Source organism: Corallococcus macrosporus (assembly GCF_017302985.1).
Taxonomy (GTDB): domain Bacteria; phylum Myxococcota; class Myxococcia; order Myxococcales; family Myxococcaceae; genus Corallococcus; species Corallococcus macrosporus_A.
In genome coordinates, this window is sequence record NZ_JAFIMU010000007.1 from 856400 (window position 1) to 868731 (window position 12332).

At 69.3% G+C, this 12332-nt stretch carries 9 protein-coding genes; 6 read left to right on the plus strand and 3 right to left on the minus strand.

Features of this window, described 5'->3' with window-relative positions; genetic code table 11:
- The first annotated feature begins 188 nt into the window (after window positions 1-188).
- The 4 genes from JYK02_RS15765 to JYK02_RS15780 all read left to right on the plus strand — a co-directional run bounded on the left by JYK02_RS15765 (window position 189) and on the right by JYK02_RS15780 (window position 7556).
- Window positions 189-1910, plus strand: coding sequence for a hypothetical protein (locus JYK02_RS15765; protein WP_207051887.1), 1722 nt, complete (start codon window positions 189-191; stop codon window positions 1908-1910).
- Between the two features lie 429 nt (window positions 1911-2339).
- The gene (locus JYK02_RS15770) at window positions 2340-5336 is read left to right on the plus strand and encodes an SBBP repeat-containing protein (protein WP_207051889.1); all 2997 of its coding nucleotides are present in this window, start codon (window positions 2340-2342) and stop codon (window positions 5334-5336) included.
- A 149-nt stretch (window positions 5337-5485) separates the two neighbouring features.
- Window positions 5486-6850: a sigma 54-interacting transcriptional regulator gene (locus tag JYK02_RS15775; protein ID WP_207051891.1), complete on the plus strand. Its 1365-nt coding sequence runs from the start codon at window positions 5486-5488 to the stop codon at window positions 6848-6850.
- 58 nt (window positions 6851-6908) lie between these two features.
- Window positions 6909-7556, plus strand: a complete 648-nt coding sequence (locus JYK02_RS15780; RefSeq protein WP_207051893.1) for a DUF3332 domain-containing protein — start codon at window positions 6909-6911, stop codon at window positions 7554-7556.
- Window positions 7557-7606: 50 nt separating this feature from the next.
- Here the strand turns inward: JYK02_RS15780 and JYK02_RS15785 are convergent, their stop codons facing one another.
- Window positions 7607-8155, minus strand: coding sequence for a hypothetical protein (locus tag JYK02_RS15785; RefSeq protein ID WP_207051895.1), 549 nt, complete (start codon window positions 8153-8155; stop codon window positions 7607-7609).
- On the minus strand, window positions 8152-9480 hold the full coding sequence (locus tag JYK02_RS15790) for a hypothetical protein (protein ID WP_207051897.1): 1329 nt from the start codon (window positions 9478-9480) through the stop codon (window positions 8152-8154). Before JYK02_RS15790 ends, JYK02_RS15785 begins: the two co-directional genes overlap by 4 nt.
- A gap of 74 nt (window positions 9481-9554) precedes the next feature.
- Between JYK02_RS15790 and JYK02_RS15795 the strand changes: the two genes are divergently transcribed.
- Both JYK02_RS15795 and JYK02_RS15800 read left to right on the plus strand, forming a co-directional pair.
- Window positions 9555-10208, plus strand: a complete 654-nt coding sequence (locus JYK02_RS15795; RefSeq protein WP_207051899.1) for a gluconate 2-dehydrogenase subunit 3 family protein — start codon at window positions 9555-9557, stop codon at window positions 10206-10208.
- Window positions 10205-11857, plus strand: a complete 1653-nt coding sequence (locus JYK02_RS15800; RefSeq protein ID WP_207051901.1) for a GMC oxidoreductase — start codon at window positions 10205-10207, stop codon at window positions 11855-11857. Before JYK02_RS15795 ends, JYK02_RS15800 begins: the two co-directional genes overlap by 4 nt.
- Window positions 11858-11879: 22 nt before the next feature.
- On the opposite strand, the gene JYK02_RS15805 is transcribed toward JYK02_RS15800, so the two are convergent.
- A complete protein-coding gene (locus JYK02_RS15805) occupies window positions 11880-12320 on the minus strand; it encodes a hypothetical protein (protein WP_242588764.1) in 441 nt (146 codons plus the stop codon).
- Window positions 12321-12332: the final 12 nt, after the last annotated feature.

A 12332-nucleotide genomic window follows, 5' to 3' on the forward strand; every position in this document is an offset into this window, starting at 1 on the left:
CTTCGGGACCCCGGCGTTCACACATTGGGTAAACGGTTGCCCACCCGGTGGCGCTCCCGGGACGCGCACTGCCCGTGATCCGACGGTTTTCGGCCTCCAGGGGCTGGCACCCTCCTTGCCAGGAAGGGCTCGAACGAGGAGGTCCGGCAAGGGGACCTCCCGCTGCGCGAGTGTGAGGTGGGCGTCATATGAAGCACGGGTGGCGGTGGACGGGGGCGGTCCTGCTGGTGGGAGCGCTGGGGTGGGCGGGCTGCGGTGGGGACGACGGCAACACGCGGGACGTGGACAACCCGACGGTGCCGGTGACGCCGGTGGAGGACCCGCGGCTGCAGGACGGCGGCACGGGTGAGGTGGACGCGGGCACGCAGGTCCCCGACGCGGGCACCGGCACCGATGCGGGCACCGGCACGGATGCCGGGACTGGCACCGACGCGGGTACGGGCACGGATGCCGGAACGGGCACCGACGCGGGCACGGATGCAGGCACGGACGCGGGCGTTCCGGAGAAGGTGCAGACCTATCCTCTGCCCTCGGCACCGGGCTGGACGTTCTACAACCAGGAGATGGGCGCGCCGCGCTACGTGTACGGCATCTCCGCGGACCAGGGCGGCAACGTCTGGGTCGCGGGTGGCGAGGAGGGCCTGTTCCTCATCAAGAAGGGCTCCAACACCATCCAACGCTTCACCATGTCCGACGGTCTCCACCCGTTCGGCCGCATGCGCGACGGCGTGGGCGGTCCTCCGCCGGGCGTGCCGTACCTCAAGGTCATCTCCGTGGCGGGCGGTCCCGCGGGCACGGTGTTCGTCGGCTACGCCGGCAAGCCGCCCAAGGCGGGCATGCCCACCTGCGAGGACGAGTGGGACCAGGCGGAGAACGACCACCGCGAGCCGGACGCCAGCGTCTACAAGAGCGGTGACGCGGACAAGGTGACGCTCAAGGCGGACGGCACGCTGGACGTCGTGCACTACGACATCCACACCGGTCCCACGAAGGTCTCCCGCGAGCTGCGCGGGCGCGAGAAGCTCTGCACCATCTACCGCATCGCCTACGACCCGGTGAAGGAGGTCGTCTGGTTCGGCGGCAACCACGGCTTCGCCATGGGTGACGCGAAGTTCAACGGCATCGTCCCGGCCTACTGCTGGGATCCCCGCCCCTGGAACCAGCCGCCCGCGCCGGGTGAGGAGAAGTTCAAGTGGGAGTTCGAGTGCGCGGGCCTCTACGAGCACGTGCACCCCGCCATCGCCGGCCCCAAGGACGAGGTCCTGTCGGACCGGTACTACGGCATCGCCATCACGGAGAACCACGACGTCTTCTTCGGTGGGCAGATCCGCTCCACGCGCTTCCGCTACGGAACGAACGGGGACAACTACTGGCGCGCCCAGTCCGAGACGGAGGACTCGGGTTACGAGTGGAACCGCTTCGACATCTGGGCTGACGCCGTGCCGAACTACCCGAAGCCCGAGCAGCGCGTGGACGACAACGTCTCCGGCATGGCGATGGCTGGCAACGGAGATGTCTGGGTCAGCTCCTTCTACTACGGCCTGGCGCGCCTGGGCCCGGATGGCACCGTCCAGACGAAGGTGATGCAGGACCTGGTCAACTACACGCCCGCGAGCGGTGGCAACTCCGCGATGGCGCCCACGTCCTCCGTGGCGACGGACCCCTGGGACGGCAGCCTCTGGGTGGGCGCCAACTGGTGGGGCGGCATCACGCGCCTGAAGGGCGGCAGCACGGTGAAGTACAGCGGTGACGTCTTCGGCAACGTGGTCACCTCCGTCAGCAGCGTGTCCGACATCCAGTTCGACCGCTCCGCCGGCAAGCGCCGCGTGCTCGTGGCCATCGAGGGCGTCAAGAACGCGAAGACGGGCGTCGTCACCCCGGGCCTCATCGGCATCTACGAAGGCGACTGACGCCGCAGCCAGCGGCAATGCCTTGCACGGCCGTCCTTCCCGTCACGGGGAGGGCGGCCGTCTTCTTTTCACCAGACGTCAATCCAGTCCCTCCAACGCCAGACACCCAACAATCCCTCCGACTTTCCGCCCCTGACATCGCCAGACCAAACGTGCCGTTGCGTCTTCGAAGCACGCCATCCCCGGCGTCAACGTCGACCCACCACCGCCATGTCAGAAGCCATCCATCCCATCCCCCGTCACCTCTTCCATCCTTTATCTGGCGCCCTGCTGCTGCTGGGGCTGGCACTCGGTTGTCAGGACGTCGAACCTGAGCGGCCCCGTGAAGAGCCGCAGGTCCGCCTGGCCACCAGGACCGCCACGCAGGCGCTCCTGCCTTCCTGCGCGTCCGTGAGCGCTGGCACCCCCTGCGTCGGTGCGAGAAGCGCCATGAACACGGCGTTCGTCGACGCCGCGCCCTCTGCTCCGCACCTGATCCGTCACGTCGGGATCCTCTGCGGGACCTGGGGAGGCATCCCAAACGCGGACCGCCCCTACTGCTCCGACAACAGTGACGGTCTCACGCCCCAGACCGCGTGGGCCACCCTGCAGTACGCCGTGGACCACGTGCCCCCGGGCGGAACCATCTACGTGCACCAGCCGGCCTTCACCCCCAGCCCGGATGACCGCTACAGCGAGCAGGTCGTCATCTCCCGGGCCGGCAGTCCGAGCCAGCCGTTCCGCATCATGCGGGCCCCCGAGGAGATGGTCAGCTCCAGTGGGTTCTACGCGAATCCCACCCTCTACTCTCCCATGCATGCCACCCAGAACCGGCGGCTGGCCCCCCTCGTCTTCGTCGACGGCGCGGCCTACTGGAGTGTCGAGGGCCTGAGCATTGACTGCGAGGAGGCCCCCGTCGTCGGCATCACGCTGTTCAACACGGTCAACGTCCAGCCCCGCATCCGCTCCATCGCCTTGCGCTTCATGGATGTCCGCCGCTGCGACAACGGCGGAGCAGTGGTCACGAACTCCGAGGACATCCTCTTCGACCGGAACCACTTCATCGACAACGCGCGGATGTATCCCTCTGGCGACGCGATCCAGGACGCGCATGGCATCCTCGTGACCAAGAAGAGCTCGCGGATCCTCGTGCGCGGCAACACCATCACGGGAAGCTCCGGTGACGCCTTCCAGTGCCAGGGCCGGGAGACGCCGCAGGACGGCTGGACCCCTGAACAACTGGGGCCCTCCACGGACATCACCCTGGAGAACAACACCTTCACGGGTGACTTCGAGAACGCCGTCGACATCAAGGAGTGCGTGGGCGTCACGGTCCGCAACGGCGTCTATTCAGGCTATCGGCCCAAGTCGAACACCGCGACCCAGTGCGGCGGGGATGCCGTCATCTTCCACTTCGGCTCCAGCAACATCCTCTTCGAGAACAACCGCATCTCCGACAGCGGGCTGGGCGTCATGCTCGGCAACAACTTCAAGGTCCAGGCCACGGACTCCGGCCCCACCTACGTCAGCAACGTCGTCATCCGGAGGAATCAAATCTTCCGGATGACCCAGGATGGCGACGGCGATGCAACGAATGGAACCCAGACGCCGGGCATTCGTGGCGGCGTCGGCTGCGCGGATGGCATCCGGATCGACTACGCGCGGGACGTGGACATCTACAACAACACCTTCGATGAGGTGGGACACTCGGCGATCCGCCTGGGCATCGACGGATGGAACAACGACCTGAACGCCCGCCGCCTCCAGCAGGCCGTCAACGTGCACGTCTGGAACAACATCATCCGGAACACGGGCACCGTGCAGTACCTGGAGGCCAGCAAGGTGGGCCAGCGCAAGGGCGGTGCGCTGGACTTCCACACTTCATCCACCTATTCGCCGGGGCTGACGAGCAACTACAACCTCGTCTTCAACACCTCGGGGCCCGTGCTGCTGCGCAAGGACAACGAGCCGGATACCTTCGCGCCGCGAAACCTCGCGCAGTGGAAGTCGGCGACCGGCCTGGACGCGGCCAGCTTCGAGCTGGATCCCCTCTTCGACCCCAACTCCGCGCATACCGGCTACATGACGCTCACGGGCTCCCCGGCCCGCAACGCGGCGCTGGATGATACCAACAACGACAATGATCCCACCGTCCCCTGCGGAAGCCCTGCCCGGCTGGACCTGGGCGCCGTCGAGAGTGATTGCGGCGTGGGCTCGACTCCTTCCGGCGAGTGGCAGCGGCAGCGCGGCACCAGTGATTCCGACCAATACAACGCGGTCGTGACCGACAGCGCTGGCAATGTCTACGCCGCGGGTTACTCAAGGGGCAGCTTCGGGTTCACCAACCAGGGCAAGGCGGACGCCATCCTGAAGCAACACTCCGCGACGGGTAACAACGGCTGGACGCGCCAGCTGGGTGGATCCGAGGACGACCAGGCCTATGCCCTCGCCTACTCGGGCACGCCTCCCTTCGCGCCCACCCAGCACTATCTGTACATGGTGGGATTGACCACGGGGCCGCTGCCTGGAACGTCGACGAGTTCGCTCGTGCCCGCCGGCTTCGTGGCGCAGTACGACACGGCCGGCAACCGTGGCTGGACCCAGCGGGTGGGCACGTCTGGCTTCAGTGATTTGCGCGCGGTGGCGGTGGATGCCGCGGGCGACGTCTATGTCGCGGGTGGGACGTGGGGATACGAAACGGGAGGCGGGATGCCGGACGGCGCCCTCATCCTCATCGCGAAGCTGAGCGGTGAGACCGGTGCCATCCTGTGGAAGCACGTCCATTTCGGGAACACGAGCGCCAGCCTCGGACCGACGGGCATCGCACTCGATGCCCAGGGGAACATCTTCGTCGCCGGGGAGATCCGCTCCTCCTCCAACGCCCAGCCCATCGCGGGGTTCATCGGCAAGTACAGCGCCGATGGCACCCAGCAGCTGGCCCATACGTCCCTGGGCGGGCTTGGCATCACCTCCGTGTCGTCGCTTGCCCGCGACACCACTGGCGCGCTGGTGATTGGCGGCTTCGCCAGCGGACTCGTTCCTGGAAAGCAGAGCGCCGGTGGCCAGGAGGGCGTCGTCGCCAAGCTCAGCGCGGCGGACTTCTCTCCCATCTGGCTGGAGCTGGTGGGAACCTGGGGTGACGACGCCGTCAACGCGGTGGCCGTGGATCCCCAGACGAACAACATCTGGGTCGCGGGCCGTACTGGGGGGCCGCTCAACGGCTTCCCCAACTACGGCGGCGGCGCGGACTTCTTCCTCTGGAAGTGGAGCCCTACTGGGAGTCCGACCTCGACCTTCCGCCAGGCAGGGACCGGGCTGGAGGAGGAAGCCATGGCGGTCTGCGTGGATCCCTCTGGGAACGCAGTCTCCGCGGGGTGGACCTCCGGTGCGCTGCTCGGCCAGTGGAACGGTTCCACGGACGCGGTCCTCCTGAAGAAGAACCCTTGAGCCCCCACGTCTCACCGCCCGAGAAAACAAACCGGTGAAAACGTCCCCTGGGGAATGACGCGCCGTGCCCGGCTGGCCACCAGCCGGGCACGGTCCGTACCGACAGAACGTTCGCGCGGGCCAGAAGCCGACTAGAATCCCGGCCGCTCATGCCCCCCGTTCCCCCCGCCCCCATCCCCACGCACACCGTCGTCGCCGCGCGGGCGCTGGGCGAGCCGCTGTCCGCACAGCGCTTCCACCTGGTGCTGCTGGACACCGAACGCGCGGGCACCGTGTACCCGCTGGCCACCGAGGACCTTCGCGTCGGCAAGTCCACCGACAACGACGTCGTCATCGACCACCCCACCGTCAGCCGCAACCACCTCGTGGTCCGCCGCCAGGGTGACCGCTTCCTCGTGCAGGACCTGGGCTCCACCAACGGCACCTTCCTCGACGGCGCCCAGGTGCGTGAGGCCTACCTGCGCCCCGGCGCCCTCCTGGAAGTGGGCGACGTGCGCCTGCGCTTCAGCCCGCAGATGGCGCCCGTGCAGGTGGAGCCCACCGCCGAGGACCGGCTGGGCGACCTGGTGGGCCGCAGCGTGCCCATGCGGCAGATCTTCGCGCTGCTCCAGCGCATCGCCCCCACGGACTCCACCGTGCTCCTGGTGGGCGAGACGGGCTCCGGCAAGGGCGCGGGCGCCAAGGCCATCCACAAGTTGAGCCCCCGCGCGTCCGGGCCGCTCGTGGTCTTCGACTGCGCCAGCGTGTCCGACTCCCTCATCGAGTCCGAGCTCTTCGGCCACGAGAAGGGCGCCTTCACCGGCGCGGTGGGCCAGCGCATCGGCTGCCTGGAGCGCGCCCACGGCGGCACCCTCTTCCTGGACGAAATCGACGACCTCGCCCTGGACCTGCAGCCCAAGCTGCTGCGCGCCATTGAAGACCGCGAGTTCCGGCGCCTGGGCTCCTCCACGCCCATCTCCTTCGACGCGCGCATCGTCGTGGCCAGCAAGAAGGACCTGTGGGCGGAGACGCAGGCGGGCCGCTTCCGCGAGGACCTCTACTTCCGCCTGTCTGTCTTCACCGTCAGCCTGCCGCCCCTGCGCGACCGCAAGGAGGACATCCCGCTGCTCGTGGAGGCCTTCGCGGGCGAGGGCCTCTGGCCCCGGCTGCCGGAGAAGATTCAAGAGCAGTTCCTGGGGCACACCTGGCCGGGCAACGTGCGCGAGTTGCGCAACGCCCTGGAGCGCGCCCGGCACATGGTGGACATCCCGGGCCTCGCCGGGGACAACCTCCTGCGCGAGTACACCCGCGACGTGCCCGCGCCCGCCGGGGACTTCCTGCCGGTGGAGTTCACCGGGCCGTTCAAGGTCTGCAAGGACGAGCTCGTGCGCGCCTTCGAGCGCGAGTACCTCACGCGCCTCCTGGGCCGCGCCCGGGGCAACATCGCCCGCGCCGCTCGCGAGGCGGAGCTGGACCGCAAGCACCTCTATTCGCTCCTGCACAAGTACGGGCTGGTTCAGAGCGAGCCGGACTGAAGCCTTCGTGGCATGGTGGCGGCCGCTTCCGCGGTCCCCCATCCCCCAGGAGGGCTTCATGAAGATGCGTCCGTCCCGCTGGCTCGGCGTGCTGTGCGCGGGTGTCCTGATGATGAACGCCACCGGCTGCTTCGGCTCGTTCAAGCTCACGACGAAGATCTGGCAGTTCAACAAGGGCATCTCCGGCAACAAGTTCGTCCAGTGGCTGGTGTTCCTCGTGTTCGTCGTGGTGCCTGTCTATGAGATTGGCACGCTGGTGGACGCGCTCGTCGTCAACAGCATCGAGTTCTGGACCGGCAGCAACCCGGTGAGCAGCGTGGAGGGCGAGGACAGCGACACGCGCATCGTGAAGCTCGGCCCCACCGACACGCTGAAGATGTCCCGCGACGTGGAGTCCGGCGTCATGCGCCTGGAGTTGCAGCGCGAGGGCCAGGAGCCGCTGGTGCGCTACTTCGAGCCGCTGGAGGACGGCATGGTCGCGCGCGACGAGGCGGGTGCCCTGCTCATCCGCGCCCAGGGCCAGCAGGACGGCGCGGTGAAGGTGACGGATGCCCGCGGCACCACCGTGACGGTGCACGCGCGGGACGCGGTGGACGCCGCTCGCCAGCTCTTCCTGGACGGGGGCGCTCCGGCGCTCGCTCGGTTCGCCACGCACCAGGGGCAGCTCTCCCAGGGCATGGCGGCGCTCGACACCTGCACGCCGTGAGACGAAGCCCAGGGCTTCCGGCTTGAAGTCACCGGAAGCCCCGGGGTGGATCAGGGAGCGGGCTCGTCCACCACCACGTCGCCCAGGTCCGGACCGAAGCCCGCGTCGAGCGCCAGGGAGTTGAACGTCCCCTCCATGCTGCGCCCCGCGCCGTAGCCGTCGCCCTTCTTGAACGACAGGGAGAAGTCCCCGCGCGTGGCCTCGCCCGCGTTGCCGCCTTCGTCCAGGACCAGGTCGCCCCGCTCCACCTGGGTGAAGACGCGCGCGGGCTCGCCCGCGGCCACGTGCACCACCGACGCGCGGTCGCGGCCGGACGGCGTGGTGCCGCCCAGTTGCACCTTCGTGCCCGGCTTCAGGTCCACGCCCTCCGTGTCCACGGTGAGCCGCGCGACCAGGTCCACGTCCAGGCCGTTGTTGCGGAAGTAGCTCACCTGGAGCGCCTCCGGGTTGCGGCGGATCTCCACCCGCGACACGTCGGTGACGGGGAACAGCTCCGACACGCTGCCGGACAGCTCGTTGTCACCGCGGCACGCGACAGCGCCCGCGCCCAGCACGGCCGCGAGCCCCAGCGCCGCCATGGCGCGTCCCGCGAGGCTCACCGCTCCACCGCCAGCGTCAGGGCCTGCGTGCCGCCCGCGCGGTAGAGCACCACGCGCTGTCCGGTGGACAGGAACGCCAGCTTCGGCGACCAGCCTCCCGCCGTGTCCACCACCACCTCGCGCCACTGGTCCTCCACGCGCGTGGCGATGACGAGCGCGTCATCCGACGGCGAGCAACTGCCCTCGTTGCGCCCGGACTCCAGCGAGCAGACGTGGAACGCGATGGACGGGTCGTGCGTCTTCGGGTCGAACGCCAGCGACGGGTACCAGCCGCCGGAGCCCGTCTGGTAGACGGGGTCCGGCGTCGTCCAGTCCTGCGCCGCCGCGCACTTCGTCCCCGTCGTTCCGCCGCAGCCGATGAACGTGAGCTTGCTGGTGAAGCGGTCCACCGCCGCGATGCCGAAGCCCACCACCGGGTCATACGCCAGGGAGGCGCCCAGCATCGTGCCGCCCACCGACTGGACCTTCACCGGCGGCGTCCACGTGGTGCCATCCGTGTTGCGGCGCTGGAAGAACACGTTCTGCCCGGAGGCGTCCGCGGCGCCGAACGCCTGGTCGAACACCAGCGCCGGCTGGTCGCCCGCCATCAACAGCTGGAGGCGCCCGCCATAGGCCGGCTTCTCATCCGTGCCATTGCCTCCCGCCGCCACCACCCGCTTCTGCCAGGTCGTGGGCCCGCCGCTGGCCAGCTCCACGTCGCTGCCCGCCCAGTCCTGCTGCGGGGACTGCCCGTTGTGCACGTCGCGGTAGACGACCAGCGCCTCGCTGCCCCTGAAGACGATGGAGGGATTGATTCCCACGAGGTAGCCCGTGTCGCTCACCGGGTTGCCCGCGATGGCCTCGTCGCCCCGCTTCACCGCGATGCTCTCCGTCCAGGTGCCGTTCGCGTTGCGGAAGGACACCGCCAGGTCGCTCTGGAGCCAGAAGACCGACTGATCACTCCCGCCACCCAGGTAGCTCACCGCGGGCTGGCCCGTGGAGCTGAACGCCAGCGACACGCCGTACATGCGCTGCACGGTGGCGATCTTCTCCCCCGTCGCCTGCACCTGGCCGTCCTTCACCTCGCGGTAGCGCAGCTCGAAGTCCTTGTCGCTCACCTTCACGAAGTAGGCGATGCCGATACGGTCGTCCGGGGCCACCGCCATCGCGATGTTGGAGAGGGCCGTCTGCTCGCTCGGCTCCGTGTCGACCGTCAGCCGCGCGAAGGGCGTGTCCGTCGTTCCGCCATCGTTCTGCGGATTCGAGCCCGCGTCCGGGTTGGCCGGCTTGCCGCCGCCACATCCCAGCGCGAGCGCCGCCCCCAGTAGCCACGCGTGCCGTTTCATGCGGTTCTTCTCCTTGGTCCAATCGGCCTGGTTGAGCGCGCCATCCTAGGGCACCTGGGCTAGGCTTGCGCGCCATGGCTCGCGCGCGTTCGCTCCCCCCGAAGCTGTCCCGGCGCACCTTCATCCAGCGGCTCACCTTCTTCGGCGGCGGTGTCGTGCTGCTGGGCGCGGCCGCGTGTAAACGTTCGAAGGAAGCGGAAGCGCCCAAGCCCGCGGAGCCCACCGGCACCACCACCGCCGGGCAGGCCCTGCGCACCTTCTCCGCCTTCGAGTACGCCGTCGTCGTCGCGGCCACGGAGCGCCTGCTTCCCCGCGACGAGGACCCGGGCGCCCAGGACGCGGACGTGGCGCTCTACATCGACCGCATCCTGGAGACGCAGGGGCTGCAGGCCATGCACCGCGACTTCCTCCAGGGACTGGCCGCGCTGGAGCGCCGCGCGCAGCGCATGTTCCAGAAGGGCTTCGCCCAGGCCACGCCCGCCCAGCAGGATGAGCTGCTCGCCATCTTCAAGGACAGCCCGGCCGGCAGCGGCGAAGCCCACTTCTATGAACTGCTGATGACGCTCAGCCTGGAGGGCTTCCTGGGCGACCCGTCCTATGGCGGCAACAAGGGGCGCGTGGGCTGGCGTCTCATGGGCTTCGACACCGTGGGCACGCTCGCCATGGCGCCCCCCGAGGGCTACGACGGGCCCAAATGCCTGCGCGAGTGCGGAGGTCACCACCCGTGAGCCTGCCTTCCGTGGACGTGTGCATCGTGGGCAGCGGCGCGGGCGGCGCGCCGCTGGCGCTGGAGCTGGGCCGCGCGGGCTTCAAGGTCGTGGTGCTGGAGAAGGGGCGCCACTACCAGCCCAAGGACTTCGTCCACGACGAGATCCTCAACAGCCGCCGCAACTTCTTCATGCCGCTGCCGTGGGAGGAGCCGCACCTGGTGCGCCAGGGGCCCAAGGCCCGCTACGAGCGCAGCAACGCCGCGTGGACCGCCAACTGCGTGGGCGGCGGCACCGTGCACATGAGCGGCTTCTTCTACCGCCTCAAGCCGGTGGACTTCCGCCTGCGCTCCACGCTGGGCGCCGTGCCCGGCACCACCGTGGCGGACTGGCCCATCTCCTACGAGGAGCTGGCGCCCTTCTACGACAAGGCGGAAGCGGAGCTGGGCGTCTCCGGCCAGGCCGTCCCCCACCCCTTCGCCGAGCCCCGCAGCCGCCCCTACCCGCTGCCGCCCCTGGACGTGCACCCGGTGGCGTCGGAGATCGACAAGGTGTGCTCGGCGCTGGGCTGGCACGCGCTGCCCACCGCGCGCGGCATCCTCAGCAAGGCCTACAAGGGCCGCGCTCCATGCGCGTACTGCGCGCTGTGCGGCAGCTACGGCTGCGAGACGGGCGCCAAGAGCAGCACGCTCGCGAGCCTCATCCCCAACGCCATCGCCACCGGCAACGTGGAGGTGCGCCCGGGCTGCATGGCGCGCTCCATCGAAGTGGACCGGCAGGGCCGCGCCAAGAGCGTGGTGTACCTGGATCCGGAGGGCGTCGCGCAGGAGCAGCCCGCGAAGGTCATCATCGCCTCCGCCACCGCCGTGGAGAGCGCGCGCCTGCTGCTCAACTCCACCTCCGCGCGCTTCCCCAACGGGCTCGCCAACGGCAGCGGGCTCGTGGGCAGGAACCTGCTGTTCAGCTCCTTCGGCGGCTCGCGCGCGCACTTCCGGGTGTCGAAGCAGAAGGCCGCGCGCCCGTGGCTCACGGACCCCGCGCCCTTCGTGAACCGCAGCCTCCAGGACTTCTACATGATGCCGGACGCGCGCCACGGCTTCCGCAAGGGCGGCACGCTGGGCTTCATGTGGGCGCACCCCAACCCCATCTACGCGGCGGTGGGCCTGGCGGGCAGCGGTAGGTCCGGCGTGTTCGGCAAGGAGTTGAAGGACCGCATGCGCGCGTACCGCGACTCGCGCATCCTCGAGTTCGAGGTCTACGCGGAGTTCCTCCCCACGCCCGGCACCTCCGTCACGGTGGAGCCCGGCGTGAAGGACAAGTACGGCATCCCCGTGGCCGCCATCACCCTGGACCGGCACCCGGCGGACTTCGCCGCCACGCGCTTCCTCGTCGAGCGCGGGGAAGAAGTGCTCATGCGCCTGGACCCGGACAGCGTGGAGCGCGTGGGCACGCAGGGCGAAACCACCATCCTCCAGCACGGCACCTGCCGCTTCGGCGACGACCCGGCGGCCTCCGTGCTGGACAAGCACTGCCGCGCCCACGAGGTGCCCAACCTCTACGTCGTGGACGGCAGCTTCATGCCGTCGGGCGGCAGCGTGCCGTCCACGCTCACCATCGCGGCGAACAGCTTCCGCGTGGCGGACCACCTGGTGCGCACGCTCAAGGGCTGAAGGCCGCGCGCCGCCGCTGCCGTCACTGGATGCGCAGCGGCGTCACGTCCACCTTCACCACGTAGCGCGCCTGCATGTCGGAGTCGAACTCCACCAGGTGGTCACCCACGCCGGTGACGTCCGCCTGCTGCGTGAAGACGCCGAACTTCTCCATCTGGTCCAACGCCGCGCGGCCCGTGGAGGCCTTGCGCTGCCGTGCGCGGCAGCCCTCCTCGTGCACGGTGATGGCGGTCTCCTCACCCGCGGCCGTCACCTCCTCCAGGTAGAAGCTCACCTTGATGGTGGAGGCCTCCGGCACGCGCACCAGCACCTGCCCGCGTCCGGGGAAGCGTCCCTCGGAGTAGCTCTCCGGTCCGAGGATGCAGCCCGCGTACTCACTGCACACGGGCCAGGACGCCTTGCAGACATCCAGCACGCGCGGGCCGATGAAGTCATCCCGCGAGCCGCCGCATGCGACGAGCATCAATCCCATCAC

Coding starts and splice junctions, on each gene's coding strand:
- JYK02_RS15805 (WP_242588764.1), bottom strand. CDS start 12,320: ATGCTCGTCGCATGCGGCGGCTCGCGGGATGACTTCATCGGCCCGCGC.
- JYK02_RS15795 (WP_207051899.1), top strand. CDS start 9,555: ATGGCTCGCGCGCGTTCGCTCCCCCCGAAGCTGTCCCGGCGCACCTTC.
- JYK02_RS15775 (WP_207051891.1), top strand. CDS start 5,486: ATGCCCCCCGTTCCCCCCGCCCCCATCCCCACGCACACCGTCGTCGCC.
- JYK02_RS15780 (WP_207051893.1), top strand. CDS start 6,909: ATGAAGATGCGTCCGTCCCGCTGGCTCGGCGTGCTGTGCGCGGGTGTC.
- JYK02_RS15765 (WP_207051887.1), top strand. CDS start 189: ATGAAGCACGGGTGGCGGTGGACGGGGGCGGTCCTGCTGGTGGGAGCG.
- JYK02_RS15790 (WP_207051897.1), bottom strand. CDS start 9,480: ATGAAACGGCACGCGTGGCTACTGGGGGCGGCGCTCGCGCTGGGATGT.
- JYK02_RS15770 (WP_207051889.1), top strand. CDS start 2,340: ATGAACACGGCGTTCGTCGACGCCGCGCCCTCTGCTCCGCACCTGATC.